Here is a 15,945-nt window from a genome sequence, read left to right on the forward strand (position 1 = left end):
CCAACTCAAGCTAAAAGGATGAGATGTTGAGGATTCTTGTCATTGAAGACGACCCGGAAGCTGCAAGCTACCTCGTCAAGGGTTTGAGTGAACTGGGCCACACCGCCGACCAGGCTGCCGATGGGCGGACCGGGCTGGATATGGCCCTCGACAGGGACTACGACATCCTCATCGTTGACCGCATGCTGCCAAAGATGGACGGCCTTTCGGTCATTCAGGACCTGCGCCGGGAAGGCAATCACACACCGGTGCTGATCCTCTCGGCGCTCGGTCAGGTCGATGACCGCGTCAAGGGCCTGAAGGCCGGTGGCGACGACTACCTGCCCAAGCCTTATGCCTTTACCGAACTTCAAGCCCGCATAGAGGCACTGGCACGACGCCCCAAGTCAGCCAGCCAGATTGAGACCACCTATACCGTCGGCGACCTGACGCTGGACCGGATGGCGCATTCGTGCCGCCGCGGCGAAACGGAAATCCCGCTGCAGCCGCGTGAATTCCGCCTTCTGGAATATCTCATGCAGAACGCCGGTCAGGTGGTGACCCGTACGATGCTGCTCGAAAACGTCTGGGAATATCACTTCGATCCGCAGACCAACGTGATCGACGTTCATATCTCCCGTCTGCGCGGCAAGATCGACAAGGGCTTCGAAACACCACTTCTGCACACCATCCGGGGTGCCGGATATACGATCCGTGACGCGGCTCACTAGGTTTACCAGAACCACAGCCTTCAAGCTGTCGCTGCTCTACATTGCCGTCTTCACGGTGATGTCCGGTGTGCTGCTGTTCTATATTGCGGACAACACGGACAACCTGATGTCCGAGCAGGTGGTTCAATCCGTCGATTCAGAACTGAAAACCCTTGCCGACGTCTATGTGCGCGGCGGTGTTCGCGATCTTGTCGAAACCATCGACAGGCGCTCCCGCCACCCAGATGCCAGCCTTTATCTCCTGGTCGATTTCGCCGGCAATGCGCTTGTCGGGAATATTGCCCGCCTGCCGACCACCGTTCTCGAAGAGGCAGATGGTGGATTGCGCCGGGTTCGTTACACGCGCCTTGGCCAGGATGCAGAGGACGTAGAGCGGCAGGCCATGGTGCGCACGTTTGAGCTTCGCGGCGGCTTCCGTCTGCTGGTTGGGCGTGACCTGGGCGACCAGCTCAGGTTCTCCAACCTTCTGGCCAACGCCTTGCGCCTGTGGCTGGTCGTCGTGGTGGTCATGGCCGCGATCACCTGGCTGTTTGTCAGCCGCAGGGTGATGAAGCGCATCGACGAGATTTCCGCCACCAGCCGCACGATCATGCAGGGTGAGCTCTCCGGCCGTCTGCCCGTTGCGGGCAATGACGACGAATTCGATCGTCTGGCGATCAATCTCAACACGATGCTCGACCGGATCGAACTGCTGATGCAGTCGATGAAGGATGTGACAGACAACATCGCCCATGACCTGAAGACACCTCTGACGCGCCTGCAGACCCGGATCGAAAATGCCTTGCGTGAAGCCAAGGGGGAGGAGGGCTACCGCGGCGCCCTGGAAGCGACACTGGAGGAATCCGACCAGCTCCTGAGGATATTCAACGCGCTGCTGCGTATTGCGCGTGTTGAATCCATGGCACCGGCCTCCGTCATGGAGCCGACCGATCTCAACAAGCTGGTTGCCGAAGTTGCCGAACTTTACGAGCCGTTGGTTGAAGATGAGGGCGGCAAGCTTGAAACCGATTTGCCCGAAGGGCTGAAGGCAGACTGTAATCGCGACCTCATCAGCCAGGTACTGGTGAATCTCATTGAGAATGCACTGAAATACGGTCGTCCTGAAACGGGCGACCTGCTTATTCGCCTTGGCGGGCGGGAGGAGGACGGTCGCATCGTCCTCAGCGTCACCGACAATGGTCCCGGCATTCCGGAAAAGGATCAGGACCGGGTGAAGGAACGTTTCGTTCGGTTGGAGGAAAGCCGTTCCGAACCTGGAACAGGCCTTGGATTGAGTCTTGTCAAGGCGGTTGCCCGCTTGCATGGCGGAGACTTGCGCTTCATGAATGAGGACCCGGGGCTGAGCGCCCGGATCGATCTCAAGCCGGTGAAACCGGACAGCAGCAGGAGCGGGCATGAACAAGGCGGCACAGCCGGGCAAACGGGAGAAGGGAACTGACCAGGACGGTGGCGCGGGCGTTCTGGCCGACCGGATCGCGGTGGTCCCAACGGCACCGGATCCCGATCATGCAGCTCTGTTCCTGAAAGATCTTCTGGCTCATGCCGAAGCCGGCGAGGCCCTCAATGCTCTTCTGGACGAAAAACCGGACCTGGAAGGTTTCCTGATCGGGGTCATTGGAAACTCGCCCTATTTGCGCGATCTGATGCTCGCCGATCCACCGCGTCTCCTTCGCTTGCTGCAGGAAGCGCCGGAAAGCCGTCTTGAAAACCTGCTGTCTGCCGCCCGTGAAGCGCGGGCGGAGGACGAGGCCGGTATCATGCGGACCTTGCGCCACTTCAAACACGATCTCGCCTTGACGCTCGGTCTCGCCGATATCTCCGGTGCGATCGGTCTGAACCGCGTTACCGGTGCCCTGGCCGGATTTGCCGACGCCGCGCTGACAGCGGCAATCAGGTTCTGCCTCGGCGATCTGGTCCGTCTGAACAAGTTCGCACCTCATGACCTGGAGAAGCCGGAAGTCGATAGCGGCCTCATCGTCCTTGCCATGGGCAAGCACGGTGCAAATGAACTGAACTATTCGTCCGATATCGATCTGATCGTTCTTTACGACCCGGCCAAGGCGCCCATGGCGGGAACCGCGGAAGCTCCGGTGGAATTCGTTCGGCTGACGCGGCGCCTGGTCAAGATCATGCAAGACCGGACCGCGGACGGTTACGTCTTCCGTACGGATCTTCGCCTGCGCCCCGATCCCGGTGCGACCCCGCTTGCCATGTCGGTGCCCGCTGCGCTGGTCTATTACGAATCCCTGGGGCAGAACTGGGAACGGGCAGCGCTGATCAAGGCGCGGCCTTGCGCGGGCGACATTCCCGCCGGCGAATCCTTCCTGCATGAAATCGTGCCGTTCATCTGGCGCAAGTACCTGGACTTTGCAGCAATTGCTGACGTTCAGTCGATCAAGCGCCAGATCCATATGCACAAGGGCCACGGGGCCATTGCGGTTGCCGGACATAACGTCAAGCTCGGCCGTGGCGGCATCCGGGAGGTGGAGTTCTTCGTCCAGACCCAGCAGCTGATCGCGGGTGGCCGCAACCCGGCCCTTCGCGGGCGTCGCACACTCGACATGCTGGACGCTCTGGTGGATGCAGACTGGATCAAGGGCAAGACACGCGACGAAATGGCCGCCGCCTACCGGTTCCTGCGCAATGTCGAGCATCGTATCCAGATGCTGAACGACGAGCAGACCCAGCTTCTGCCGAAGGATGAAGACGGCATGAAGCGGGTTTCCGCGCTGATGGGTTACGACACGCTTGCAGCCTTTGAAACGGCACTGCTCGACCACTTGCGAACGGTTCAGCACCATTATGCCGAACTGTTCGAAGATGAACCGGCACTGTCGTCCGAGCTGGGCAATCTAGTCTTTACCGGCGATGACCACGATCCCGGGACCCTGGAGACGCTTGCCGGTCTTGGTTTCAAGCAGCCTGCGGAAGCTGCCGCGATCGTCAAGGCCTGGCATTTCGGCCGCTATCCGTGCACCCGTTCGACCAAGGCGCGCGAGCGGTTGACCGAAATGCATCCTGCGCTTCTCAGTGCGCTGGCGGCCACGGACAATGCGGACGCTGCCCTGCGGGCGTTCGACAACTTTCTGGCCAAGCTGCCGGCGGGCGTGCAGCTGTTCTCGCTGCTGAGGTCCAATCCACAGCTCCTGACGTTGCTGGCAACCACCATGGGCGCTGCGCCACGCATGGCCGAAACGGTCTCCAAGCGGGTTCATGTGTTGGATGCAGTCCTCGATCCGGCGTTTTTTGGCGCCATGCCGAGCGTCGAGGAGTTCCGCGCCGGGCTCGACAGAACCCTGTCTCAGGCCCGCTTTTATGAGGAAGCACTGGACAGGGCGCGGATATTTACCCAGGAGCAGCAGTTTCTGATCGGTCTGCGGATGATTTCAGATACCTTGTCCGCCGACCGGGTAGGGTTTGCACTGGCACGGCTGGCCGAAGTTGTCGTCGACCGAATCCTGAAGCAAGTGATCGTGCATGTCGGCGAAAGCAACGGCACAGTGCCGGGGGGCAATATCGCGGTCCTGGCCATGGGCAAGCTTGGGGGGCGCGAAATGACGGCAGCCTCCGATCTGGACCTGATCCTGCTTTATGAAGCGCCGGAAGACGTCAAGCAGTCTGATGGCAAGCGGCCTCTTGCGATCACCCAGTATTACACCCGTCTGACCCAGCGGCTGGTCACGGCCCTCAGCGCACCGACGGCCGAAGGCTCGCTTTACGAGGTTGATTTCCGGCTTCGTCCGTCCGGCAATGCAGGTCCGCTCGCGACCAATCTCGACGGCTTCATAGCCTACCAGCAGAAAGAGGCCTGGACCTGGGAGCATATGGCTCTGACGCGTGGACGGGTGATTGCCTCCACGACGCCTGAGTTCAAGCAGAAGATTGTCGACAGCATCTGCGGCACGTTGGTGCAGACGCGTGATCTGACGAAGCTGGCCGACGATGTCCGCACCATGCGTGCCCGGATCGAGAAGGAAAAAGGCACCAAGGATGTCTGGGATCTGAAACAGGTGGCCGGCGGTCTGGTCGATATCGAGTTTCTTGCCCAGTTTCTGCAGCTTGCACACGCTCAGGAAAATCCGGAAATCCTGGCACAAAGCACGGAACAGGCTTTGGAACTGGCCCGCGACGCAGGCTTTCTGACCCTGGGCGATGCCGGGCTGTTGTTGGAAGCTCTCAGGCTTTACCACCGTCTGACCCAGGTGTTGCGGCTGGCTCTTTCCGGCAAGTTCGTGCCGGCAGAAGCACCCCGCGGGGTGCTGGATCTCCTGGTTCAGGCCTCCGGCAGTCCGACCTTCACTCGGTTGGAAGCAGAGCTCGCAGACCTTCAGGTGAAGGTGCGCGAGACGTTTGTGCGGCTGATTGGCGAGGTTGAAACGGTCAACACTTGACCCCGATTGCCAAGCTGTTTCCATTGGGATAGGGAAGGGCCGCGCCGGCGGCCGATTTCAAATCATTCGCGCTCTCTTGAGCGAACCCTTTCCCATACTCTGAGAAACCTCATGACTTATTCATTCGACGAAACGGTCCGTCGTCCGGACCGGAGCGACCGTATTGCGCTGGCCGGCAACCGTGTGTTTGCCTGGTCTGAATGGGGTCCGGTCACAGGCACTCCGGTTCTGTTTCTGACAGGCGCCGGCATGGCCGGCACACTTGGCTTTGGCCAGGAACATCTCGAAAAGCTAAACCTTCGATTGATTGCACCGGACAGGCCGGGCCTCGGCGCTTCATCGCCCGATCCTGACAAGTCACTGGCAAGTGTCGCGCGTGACGTTGGCGAACTTGTTGCGAAGCTTGGCCTTGTCGGCATCCCAGTGGTCGCCTTTTCGCAAGGAGCGCCTTTCGCTTTCGCCGCTGCAGCGTCGGGAACTGCAAGCTCCCTGGCGATCGTCTCCGGTCAGGATGAACTCTACCGTCCGGAATTCGCTGATGGTTTGCCGGATCAGGTGAGGGACATGACCCGGCATGCACAGGAAGATCCCGCAGGGTTTTCTGCCATGCTTGAAGGCTTCGCCGAGCCGGATGGCTTCTACGACCTGGTACTGTCGATGAGCTCACCGGAAGACAGGTCGGTATATGGCGTCGAACCTTTCGCCGCAGCCTACAGGCACGCCCTTCGGGAAGGCTTCAGGCAGGGACCGAAAGGATACGTCCTTGATACGCTCGCAGCGCTCAGGCCCTGGTGTATCGACCTTGGCATGATCGACTGCCCGGTCTCGCTCTGGTACGGCGGCAAGGATGGCAGCCCGGTTCATTCACCGGACTTCGGTCTTTCGCTCGCAGGCAGATTGCCCAATGCAAGCCGCCGGTTTTTTCCGGAGGAAGGCGGCGCATTGCTGTGGAGCCGTTCGCTCGACATCCTGAGCGAACTGGCAACAACAAGCGGCAACGACTGATCTGCTGTGCTTTAGGGCTACGGACAACCTGGCTCGCCTGGAGGGTAAAGCCCTTCAGGCGGCTTCCTTGTCGGCAAGCGGCAAGGTGAAGCTGACAGTGGTGCCTTTCTTGACTTCCGACTTGATTACCAGCGCTCCGCCATGAAGTTCAACCAGCGAGCGGGCGATGGCTAGTCCGAGGCCGGAGCCCTGGTGGGTCTTGGTGAACTGGTTTTCCACCTGCACGAAGGGTTGGGCGAGACGTTCTATATCGCGCTCTGAAATTCCGATGCCTGTGTCGATCACTTCGAAATGCAGCTTGTCTCCGCGTGGCCGCGCCCTGAGCGTGACGGTGCCATTGTCCGGCGTGAACTTCACCGCATTGGCCAGCAGGTTAAGCAGGATCTGTTTGAGCGCCCGCTTGTCTGCGTGCACCGAGACGTTTTCAACGACATCGGTGGTGACGGTGATGTTCTTCTCGGTCGCAGCTCCCGTGACGATCCGGCTGGCATCTTCGGCCGATTCCGACGCATTGACCGTTTCGGTCTCGATACTCATGCGACCGGCTTCGATCTTGGACATGTCGAGGATGTCGTTGATCACGTTCAGCAGGTATGTGCCGGAAGAATAGATATCCTTGCAGTAGTCGGAATACCTGTCGGTGCCGACGGGGCCGAACATTTCCTGCGTCATGATGTCGGAGAAGCCGATGATGGCGTTGAGCGGCGTTCTCAGTTCATGAGAAATATTGGCCAGGAATTCGGACTTGGCCTTGTTGGCGGCTTCCGCCCGGGTTTTCTCTTCCTGGTACTTTTCTGCCATTTCCACCAGCTGCCGGGCCTGAACCTCAAGGGTCTGGCGGGACTTCTGGAGATCGGAAACGGTTGCCCTCAACCGCTTTTCGGAGTCGATCAGTTTTTCTTCGTGTTTCTTGAGCGGCGTAATGTCGGTCCCGACAGACACGAAGCCGCCGTCCTTGGTGCGCCGCTCGGAAATCTGCAGCCAGCGACCGTCTTCCAGTTGCGCTTCGTAGGAGCCATCAGGAGCGCCGCCACGCTGGCGAAGAGTGACCGGTTGCGGTGCTACTTCGGCATTGGAGGCAGCTGCCATCACGTCCTTGTAGGGCGTGCCCGGCTTGATCACGGCGTTCGGCAGGCTGTGCAGCGACTGATAGTTGGAATTGCAGATCACAAGCTCGTTTCGGGCATTCCACAGAACGAAAGCTTCCGAGATTGTCTCGATCGCATCACGCAGGCGAAGATCTGCCATACGGCTCTGTTCGGCAAGCTCGTGCTGCTCGGTAATGTCGATGCAGATACCGATGAGGTGCGGCTCGGCACGGCCGGGTTCCGACTGGATTTCACCGCGGGCGCGAAGCCAGATCCAGCTTCCGTCGGCGTGGCGCATGCGGAAGGTCTCATCGACCAGGGTTTCACCGCTTTCCAGCAGGTGCTCGGCAAGGCCCAGAAGGTCGATGTCATCGGGATGGGTGATGTCGGCGACATCGGCAAAGCTGAGAATATCGTCCTTGGGTTCGCGTCCGAGCAGCTCGTACAGCGAAGAGGACCAGAACATTCTGCCGCGCGACAGATCCCAGTCGAACAGTCCGCAACGACCGTGGGTGAGGGCAGTGTCGATGCGGGCACGGGTTGCCGCATACATGTCGTCGGCCGCTTCCGCGCGGGTTGCCTGGCTGAAGAAGCCGTAGATGACCGCAAGCAGCACCAGCGAAGTTCCGACGAAGAGCGTCACATTGGCCGAAAGGTCATCCCGCCACTGGCTGAAGATCTCGTTTTCCGGCTGCAGCACCGCCACCATTCCGAGGCGGCCGTCGAGGTGATGAACCGTTGCGAGAACCTGTTCTTGGCCCCGGCCTGTACCAAGGTTGGTGGCAACCGGCATCACGCCGGCACGGGCGCCAAACACCATGAGTGGCTGTGATGGGCCAAGGAGGTCGCTGATCGGCCGGCTTTCAAGCGATGGCTGGAGCGGTGCCGAGGCAACGATGGTGCCGGATTGGTCCGCAACGAGATAAATGCGGCCCTTGCTGGTCGCCCCTGTGGGCAGACTGTCGGCAAGGATGCGTTTCAACGTCGTCCGGTAGCCCGTTTCAGGCAGATCGTTTTCCGACGACATCAGGCCGCTGGCGACGACAGTTGCCATCAGGCTGAGCGTAACCTGGGCGTTTTCCTGGGTCCGGGTGTAATCGCTGACAAGGTCGCCGGTGCGGAACAGGGCGAGTATGACGATGAAGATGATGGCGAGGCCGGGAATGAGGCGTCGCATCAGGCTATCGGAGCGGGCCAGGCTTTCGGCCAGAGCGCCGAGGAGGGTGCGCAGAGGCAGGCGTTTTGTGCCTGCGTCTGTCTCCCACTCAGACTCCTTCTCGCCGCGCCGCGCAGATGCGTCGCCAGCTAATGCTCTCGCCATAGGAAGTGTGCCTCAAAAACCGCCGCGTCGGGGGTGCCCCGAATCACTTCCATTTGAATCAAATCGTCTGTTTTTGTCCAGACCCGTCAAAGAATAAAATGGTTAACGCAAATCCGGATTTTCCGTTCTTTCGTTAACCTTTTTCAGTATTGCAGACTACTGCAAGGTTCTGTCGACGATGTCACGGCTGTCTCTCGACAGATTTTCGCATGCTGAAATCCTCAAGAGGGCAGATTCAGCAAGGGCACTTCTTTGTGGGTCAAGTGCGCGCCACGAGCGGAAGCTCGTCAGAAGTCTCGATGCCACTTGTGGATTTCGCTTGTCGATCTCCAGAACTGATTCGGCGATCAGTTCGAATCCGGCACCATCCATCCGGGCAAATTGTGTCGGGTTGCCGGTGGCAAAGGATTGCAGCAGCGAGCGGACACGGTTCGGGTTGCCGGCATCGTAGGATGGGTCCGACATCAATGCCTTGACCCGGTCCAGCGTTTCGTTGCCGGGCGCGGTGGCCTGGGTCATGAACCACTTGTCCATGGCCAGAGAGCTGTCCGTGTGCCGCTCGCGGTAAGCTGCAAGCGCTTCCTCTTCACGTGGCATATGGTCGTGTACCAGAAGGGTGAGGGCCGCGAGGCGGTCAGTCATGTTGTCGGCAGAGGCAAACCGCGACCAGACAAGGTCAGTCGCATCGGCTGCGCCGGAGACTGCGTAATAATGCAGGCAACGGTTTGCGAGCGCTCGTTTTCCGGCTGCCTGCGCATCCGGCGAAAAGGTCCCACCTGCGGACTGGACGGTAATGAACGGGACGAGGGAAGATGCGATGCGGGCGGCAACTGCGCGCCGCAGCATCTGACGGGCCGTATGAATGGCGTCCGGGTTGACGTCCTTGCCGATTTCCTGTGCGACGTCCGCTTCGCTGGGCAACGTGAGTGCCTGCGCACGCAGGGCTTCATCCAGCTGGGTTTCACTCAGAACAGACGCGAACACACCGATGACGTCTTCGGACGGCGTGCCTTCCGAGCCGTCACGGACCAGACCGGCAAGCCTCACAAGGTCCTGCATCGCCAGCGTCTGCACCGCCTGCCATCGATTGAACGGGTCCCGATCCTGTGCTGCCTGAAACAGGAGTTCCTCGGAATGCAGGGGCTGGTTCAGACGAACGGGTGCGGAGAAACCGCGCAGGAGAGACAGAACGGGAGCGGCGGCGACATTGTGGAAGACGACGTCCTGGTGAGCCTTGTCGAGCACAAGCACATCGCCGGCGACGTTGGCACCCTCCACGGAGCCTGTTTCCATGTCCTCGCCATTGGGGCCGATCAACCCGAAACGAAGCGGGATGACTGCCGGTTTGCTGGACTTCTGGCCGGCAATGGGCGGGATTTCCTGGGACAATGAAACGGTGAAGGACTTGCGGTCGGGATCATATTCCGTTTCCACCGACACGACTGGCGTTCCTGCCTGCTCGTACCAGAGCGAAAACTGTTCAAGATCGGTGGACGATGCTTCCTCGAAGCAGGACAGGAATGCCTCGATTGTGGTTGCTTCGCCGTCATGGCGGTCGAAATAGAGGTCCAGTCCGGCCCGGAACTTCTGTTCGCCCAGAAGCGTCTGCAGCATGCGAACAACCTCGGCGCCTTTTTCATAGACAGTCGCCGTATAGAAGTTATTGATTTCATGATAGGTTCGCGGACGCACAGGGTGTGCGAGCGGGCCTGCATCCTCCGGAAACTGATGCGACTTCAGCAAGCGTACATCGGCAATGCGCTTGACCGCGCGCGAGCGCATGTCGGACGAAAACTCCTGGTCGCGGAACACCGTCAGGCCTTCCTTCAGGCACAGCTGGAACCAGTCCCGGCAGGTGATGCGGTTTCCGGTCCAGTTGTGGAAGTATTCGTGTGCGATCACGGCTTCAATATTGGCATAATCCTGGTCGGTTGCCGTTTCCGGGTCGGCCAGAACGTACTTGTCGTTGAAGATATTGAGGCCCTTGTTTTCCATCGCGCCCATGTTGAAGTCCGACACGGCGACGATGTTGAACACCTCCAGATCGTATTCTCGGCCAAACACTTCCTCGTCCCAGCGCATGGACCTCTTCAGCGAATCCATGGCCCAGTCACACAGGCTCTCCTTGCCATGCTCGACGTAGATGTTGAGTGCGACCTCCTTGCCGGACATGGTGGTGAACGTGTCCGGAACTTCGGCGAGATCGCCTGCAACCAGTGCGAACAGATAGGCCGGTTTCGGGTGCGGGTCGTGCCACACGGCATAATGCCTGCCGGTGCCGTCGATATCTCCTGTCTCCGTCAGATTGCCGTTGGCCAGGAGAACGGGGCAGTCTTTCTTCGAGGCCTCCAGACGTGTCGTGTAAACGGCAAGGACATCCGGTCGGTCCAGAAAATAGGTAATCCTGCGAAAGCCCTCGGCCTCGCATTGGGTGCAATAGGTTGCCGAAGAGCGGTAGAGCCCCATCAGCTTCGTGTTCGCGTCCGGATCGAGTTCGGTCACGAGTGTCAGCTCGAACGGATCGGCAGGCGGTGAGGCAAGTTCGAGACGATCGGCTGTCGCTGCATAGGCAGTCTCGGCAAGCGCTTCGCCGTTCAGCTTGATGCCCGCAAGTGACAATTCGTCACCATCCAGCACAAGCGGGGCGCCGGCCTCTGTTCCCGGTTGCCTGCTGACCTCAAGAGTCGCGGTAACGCGGGTTGCGCCGGGGGCGAGTTCAACGTTCAGGGCGACCTTGTCGATGCGATAAAGTGGCGGTTGATAGTCTTCCAGCCGTATGGCCGGCGCCGTTTCTGAACGCATCGAATTCTCCTGCTGATGTTAGGCGCAATTGCCTGCCTGTGCCTGGCCGAAAGGCCCTTTTTGGAGGCCGCAACCGCACCCTCATGAAAATGTGAGGATGACCTAAGGCGTTAGCATGATCGCAGATTACGGCAAAGTCCTGTTTGACCTTCCGCAAGGGCTGGTATTCCGTCAGCCTTTGATAACACCTAAATACGGACGGGAGGTTTTGACGGCAGCCGGGGCATTGTCTATGTCAGGAGCGTCGTAAGTTGCAGGGAATTTTTTAATGAGCCGTTTGGACAGTTTTATTCGTCGAATGACATCCCAGAAAACATTGCTTGAATTTCTGGTCGACAAGGTCAACGAAGTCGACGGACCTATCCTGGAACTCGGGTTGGGCAATGGCAGAACCTATGACCACTTGCGCGAGATTTATCCGAACAAGGAAATTTTCGTATTCGATTTCGCCATGGACTGCCACCCGAGCTGCGCTCCGGACGCGCATCACATGATCCTCGGCAACATTCGCGACACGCTTGTTTTCTGCGGGCCGCGGATCGGGGCGAAGGCGTCGTTCGCCCATATCGACATCGGTTCGGCTGATCCTACAAATGACCTTGCGACAGCTTCCTGGCTGGCTCCTTCAATAGATGCCCACATGGCCGTTGGCGGAATTATCCTGTGCGCGCTCGAACTCAACCTGCCGAATTACGAGACCCTGAAAAAGCCGGATGGCATTCACCGGGGTCGCTATCATATCTATCGCAAGACATCAGAAGCCTGACCGTCGGCACTATTCAGGAAGAGACACATGACCGCGCCGCTCAAAGGCATCAAGGTTGTCGAACTGGCCCGCATTCTGGCCGGGCCCTGGACGGGCCAGACCCTCGCGGACCTCGGGGCAGACGTCATCAAGGTGGAAAGCCCGCAAGGCGATGATACCCGGGGCTGGGGACCGCCATTCGTCAAGGACGAGGCGGGCGCGGACCGGGATGCCGCCTATTTTCATGCCTGTAACCGCGGCAAGCGTTCCATTGCGGTCGACTTTCGCACACAGGAAGGTCAGGACCTTGTCCGCCGCCTGGTGGCGGACGCCGACATTCTGGTCGAGAACTTCAAGGTCGGTGGGCTCGCCAAATACGGCCTCGACTACGACAGCCTTTCCAAGGTCAATCCGAAGCTGATCTATTGTTCGATCACCGGGTTCGGCCAGGACGGGCCCTATGCACATCGGGCCGGCTACGATTTCATGATCCAGGGCATGGGCGGCATCATGGATCTGACCGGGGACCCGGAAGGCGACCCGCAGAAGATCGGGGTGGCGTTCGCGGATATCTTTACCGGGCTTTACGGTGTCGTCGGCGTTCTTGCCGCCTTGCGCCGCCGCGACGAAACCGGCGAAGGCGAATGGGTCGACATGGCATTGCTCGATGCGCAGGTCGGAGTGCTGGCCAACCAGGCGCTCAATTACTTTGTTTCGGGCAAGGCGCCGAAACGTCTGGGCAATGCGCATCCCAACATCGTTCCCTACCAGGTCTTTCCGGCCAGCGACGGGCATCTGATCATCGCGGTCGGCAATGATGGCCAGTTCAGGCGCCTTTGTGCTGTTCTTGGCCTGCCGGAACTTGCCGACAATCCCCGCTACGCCACCAACGCAGCGCGGGTTGCCGCCCGCTCGGACCTTGTACCGATCCTGACGGCGGAAACGTCCACGAGAGCCCGCGACGACCTCCTGGCCGCGCTTGAGGGCGAGGGTGTTCCGGCTGGACCGATCAATTCCGTGGAAGATGTCTTCAACGACAAGCAGGTGTTGCACCGGGATATGAAGGTCGACCTGCCAGCGACCGGTGTCGAAGGAGGCTCCGTTGCCTCCGTCCGCACGCCCATCAGGTTTCGGAACGGGACACTCGTGCTGGACCGCGCCGCGCCGGCACTTGGCGAGCACACGGAAGAAATCCTGAAGGAACTGGGCATCACGTCTGACCCGAACTCCTGAGCGAAGAAAGCACTGCCATGAGCACCCCGGATTACCTCAAGGTCTCCGATAGCGAAGTTCTGTCCAATTCCTGGGGAACGCTGACCCGCCACCGGATCGAGTACAGGCGCCGGGACGGCGACTGGCAGGCGCAGGTGCGTGAAGTTTACGAAAAGGGACATGGAGCAACCTGCCTGCTCTACGATCCGGAACGCAATTGCGTGCTGCTGACGCGCCAGTTCCGGCTGCCTATCTGGGCTGCCGGCCGTGACCCGATGCTGATCGAAGCACCCGCCGGTCTTCTGGAAGGTGCGCATCCAGAGGATCGAATGCGCGCTGAACTTATCGAGGAAACAGGATTTGAGGTTTCGGATCTGGAACATCTCTTCGATGCCTTCACCAGTCCGGGATCCGTAACCGAATATGTGGCATTCTTCCGCGGGACATACCACCTGAAGGACAAGGTCGCTGAAGGTGGGGGGAAGAAAGCCGAGGGCGAAGATATCGAGGTGATGCACGTTCCGCTCGACGAGGCGCTCGAGATGATCCGCTCCGGTGAAATCATGGACGCAAAAACCATTATCTTGCTGCAGGAACTGGCCCTGCGTCGATTGACCGGCTAAAGGCAAAAGACATCGCGGTGGCAGTCCTTTGCGGTGGAAAGTCGAAAGCTTGCCTTAATTTGACGGAAACCGTCATGCAGGTAAGCTGCCTGTTCGCAAGAAGGGTCACCGCCCAATGAAAATATCGAAACGCACCGGCCGGCGCATAATGCTGCCCCTGACGACTATCGTCGGGCTGGGGTTCGGTGCGTTCGTTGCGATTGCGATCGGTCTTGTGCTGGGCCTGTCTGTCTCGGCAAACTTTCGCAACACGTTTTCCCTGCTGAATGACAAGACGATCCTGAGCACCCAGGCGCTCGAGACGCAGCTGCGGACGCATTTCGTGTCTGTCGAAAACGCGATCATCGGCCTGAAGCCCTATTTCGACGACGGCACGCTCGGCTTTGACGATACGGAAAGGACGCTGCAGGATCTCTCGATCGCGCTGAAATCCAATCACGATATCACCACACTGGTCGTGACTTCGACCGACAGAAGCAAGCTGGGGATCTATCGGGCACCGACCGGCAAACTGTGGCGGATTGAAACCGACGCGCCACCACCCGGCATGAACATGCAGGAAATGCCGCAGTTGAGCGCCGACAGTCCGCCGACCTGGGGCCCGCTCGTCAAACACGAGGTCGGTCTTTTCGCGAATGTTTCGGTGCCGTTGGTGCGGGACGGCAAGGTTGCCGGCATGCTGACGGCTGCGACGTCCATGGAAGAACTTGCCCACATCGTTTCTGCTCAGGACGAAGGCGGCGACAACACCGTCTTCATCATCGCGGACGGAGATCAGGTGATCCTGCATTCGGACGCTCCCTGGCTCCAGACCGGCGGCAGCATTCAGGACAAGTTGCCGGGCTCCTGGCAGACGATCGGCGACCCCGTTCTGGCTGCCATGGTAAATGAAGAAAAGCTGGACGAATTCAAGAAAGCTGCGGAACTTGGCATCGACGTCTCCACCGTTGATGCAAACAACGAAGAATATATCGTCATGAAGGCCCGACTGGATGGTTTCAGCGACCGGCCCTGGACTGTCGGGCAGTATTACCTCAGCGCGACGGTCTCCCGGGAGCTGCGGCGTCTTGCGGGCTCCATGTTCGTCGGCTTCGGTGCGCTCGTGGTGTCGGTGCTGATCGCATTCTGGATGGGGCGGCGCGTCGCCCGCCCGTTGCGGTACCTTGCAGTTCAGTCCAAGCGTATCGGCAGCCTGTCGCTCAACGAGGTTGAGCCCTTGCCGCGCAGCCGCGTCGCGGAGATCGATCAGGTGGCGCTGGCCTTCAATTCCATGGTTGAAGGCCTCAAGGCCATGAACACCTATGTGCCGCGCTCGCTCTTCATCAAGCTGATGCGATTGGGAGGCGGGAATGCTGCACAGGCGCGTGGTGCCGAACTCACGATCCTCTTTACCGACATTGTCGGGTTCACGGCCTTGTCTGAGCACCTGAGTGCGGAAGAGACCGCCAGCCTGCTGAATGACCATTTCGCCATCCTGGTCGAGGCGGTCGAAGGCGAGGGCGGCACGGTCGACAAGTTCCTGGGGGATGGCATGCTGGCCTTCTGGGGCGCGCCCGATGCCCGTCCGGACCATGCGGAGGCTGCTGTCAGAACCGCACGCCGGATTGCAGCCGCTCTGCATCAGTCGAATCTGAACGCGGTTACCCAGGGGCGTCCGCAGATGGCGCTTCGGATCGGTATTCACACCGGCCCGGCGGTTGTCGGCAATGTCGGCGCGCTTGATCGCTGGAACTATACCGTTGTCGGCGACACCGTGAATGCGGCCGAACGCCTGCAGACGCTTGGCAAGGAAGTTCCCGAAAACCCGGAAGTCGTCATCCTGGCGAGTGCGGACACCGTTGCGCATCTGCCTGGTGAGCGGCACCAGCGGCCGGTCGGCGCGCATCACCTGCGCGGCCGAAGCGGGCAGATGGAAGTCTATTGGCTCGATCCCTTTCCGCAGTCAAAGCCGGTACACAGGCCCGTGGAGCGGCCGGTGTCTGCCGCGGAGTGATTCCTTCCGGACCGTTGGATCGCCGGCCAGGCTTCCAGCTAGTCTGTTTCGTGTT

General features: G+C 59.9%; 10 protein-coding genes. 8 read left to right on the top strand and 2 right to left on the bottom strand.

Features of this window, described 5'->3' with window-relative positions; translation table 11 throughout:
* Window positions 1–23: 23 nt before the first annotated feature.
* The 4 genes from J7447_RS03755 to J7447_RS03770 all read left to right on the top strand — a co-directional run bounded on the left by J7447_RS03755 (window position 24) and on the right by J7447_RS03770 (window position 6,106).
* Complete coding sequence (locus J7447_RS03755) at window positions 24–710, top strand: response regulator transcription factor (protein ID WP_022997819.1); 687 nt, start codon at window positions 24–26, stop codon at window positions 708–710.
* Entirely contained in the window at window positions 694–2,148 is a 1,455-nt protein-coding gene (locus tag J7447_RS03760) for a HAMP domain-containing sensor histidine kinase (RefSeq protein WP_055658714.1), read from the top strand. The genes J7447_RS03755 and J7447_RS03760 overlap by 17 nt, the downstream gene beginning before the upstream one ends.
* Window positions 2,105–5,101, top strand: a complete 2,997-nt coding sequence (locus tag J7447_RS03765) for a bifunctional [glutamine synthetase] adenylyltransferase/[glutamine synthetase]-adenylyl-L-tyrosine phosphorylase (RefSeq protein WP_209168775.1) — start codon at window positions 2,105–2,107, stop codon at window positions 5,099–5,101. The genes J7447_RS03760 and J7447_RS03765 overlap by 44 nt, the downstream gene beginning before the upstream one ends.
* A gap of 111 nt (window positions 5,102–5,212) precedes the next feature.
* Window positions 5,213–6,106, top strand: coding sequence for an alpha/beta hydrolase (locus tag J7447_RS03770; protein ID WP_209168776.1), 894 nt, complete (start codon window positions 5,213–5,215; stop codon window positions 6,104–6,106).
* A gap of 54 nt (window positions 6,107–6,160) precedes the next feature.
* On the opposite strand, the gene J7447_RS03775 is transcribed toward J7447_RS03770, so the two are convergent.
* On the bottom strand, window positions 6,161–8,515 hold the full coding sequence (locus tag J7447_RS03775) for a PAS domain-containing sensor histidine kinase (protein WP_075282046.1): 2,355 nt from the start codon (window positions 8,513–8,515) through the stop codon (window positions 6,161–6,163).
* 156 nt (window positions 8,516–8,671) lie between these two features.
* Complete coding sequence (gene pepN / locus J7447_RS03780; protein WP_209168778.1) at window positions 8,672–11,317, bottom strand: aminopeptidase N; 2,646 nt, start codon at window positions 11,315–11,317, stop codon at window positions 8,672–8,674.
* 268 nt (window positions 11,318–11,585) lie between these two features.
* On the opposite strand from pepN, the gene J7447_RS03785 reads away from it, so the two are divergent.
* The 4 genes from J7447_RS03785 (at window position 11,586) to J7447_RS03800 (ending at window position 15,890) form a co-directional block, all read left to right on the top strand.
* The gene (locus J7447_RS03785; RefSeq protein WP_031268106.1) at window positions 11,586–12,083 is read left to right on the top strand and encodes a class I SAM-dependent methyltransferase; all 498 of its coding nucleotides are present in this window, start codon (window positions 11,586–11,588) and stop codon (window positions 12,081–12,083) included.
* A 27-nt stretch (window positions 12,084–12,110) separates the two neighbouring features.
* Window positions 12,111–13,295: a CaiB/BaiF CoA-transferase family protein gene (locus J7447_RS03790; protein WP_055658728.1), complete on the top strand. Its 1,185-nt coding sequence runs from the start codon at window positions 12,111–12,113 to the stop codon at window positions 13,293–13,295.
* 17 nt (window positions 13,296–13,312) lie between these two features.
* Complete coding sequence (locus tag J7447_RS03795) at window positions 13,313–13,897, top strand: NUDIX domain-containing protein (protein ID WP_062489429.1); 585 nt, start codon at window positions 13,313–13,315, stop codon at window positions 13,895–13,897.
* A gap of 115 nt (window positions 13,898–14,012) precedes the next feature.
* Complete coding sequence (locus J7447_RS03800; protein ID WP_209168780.1) at window positions 14,013–15,890, top strand: adenylate/guanylate cyclase domain-containing protein; 1,878 nt, start codon at window positions 14,013–14,015, stop codon at window positions 15,888–15,890.
* Window positions 15,891–15,945: the final 55 nt, after the last annotated feature.

Source organism: Labrenzia sp. R5_0 (assembly GCF_017743835.1).
In the GTDB taxonomy this organism is placed as follows: Bacteria; Pseudomonadota; Alphaproteobacteria; order Rhizobiales; family Stappiaceae; genus Roseibium; species Roseibium algicola.

What these genes read in the sequence shown, in the direction of transcription:
- J7447_RS03765 (WP_209168775.1), top strand. Translation starts at nt 2,105, where the DNA reads ATGAACAAGGCGGCACAGCCGGGCAAACGGGAGAAGGGAACTGACCAG.
- J7447_RS03775 (WP_075282046.1), bottom strand. Translation starts at nt 8,515, where the DNA reads ATGGCGAGAGCATTAGCTGGCGACGCATCTGCGCGGCGCGGCGAGAAG.
- pepN (WP_209168778.1), bottom strand. Translation starts at nt 11,317, where the DNA reads ATGCGTTCAGAAACGGCGCCGGCCATACGGCTGGAAGACTATCAACCG.
- J7447_RS03800 (WP_209168780.1), top strand. Translation starts at nt 14,013, where the DNA reads ATGAAAATATCGAAACGCACCGGCCGGCGCATAATGCTGCCCCTGACG.
- J7447_RS03795 (WP_062489429.1), top strand. Translation starts at nt 13,313, where the DNA reads ATGAGCACCCCGGATTACCTCAAGGTCTCCGATAGCGAAGTTCTGTCC.
- J7447_RS03755 (WP_022997819.1), top strand. Translation starts at nt 24, where the DNA reads ATGTTGAGGATTCTTGTCATTGAAGACGACCCGGAAGCTGCAAGCTAC.
- J7447_RS03790 (WP_055658728.1), top strand. Translation starts at nt 12,111, where the DNA reads ATGACCGCGCCGCTCAAAGGCATCAAGGTTGTCGAACTGGCCCGCATT.
- J7447_RS03785 (WP_031268106.1), top strand. Translation starts at nt 11,586, where the DNA reads ATGAGCCGTTTGGACAGTTTTATTCGTCGAATGACATCCCAGAAAACA.
- J7447_RS03770 (WP_209168776.1), top strand. Translation starts at nt 5,213, where the DNA reads ATGACTTATTCATTCGACGAAACGGTCCGTCGTCCGGACCGGAGCGAC.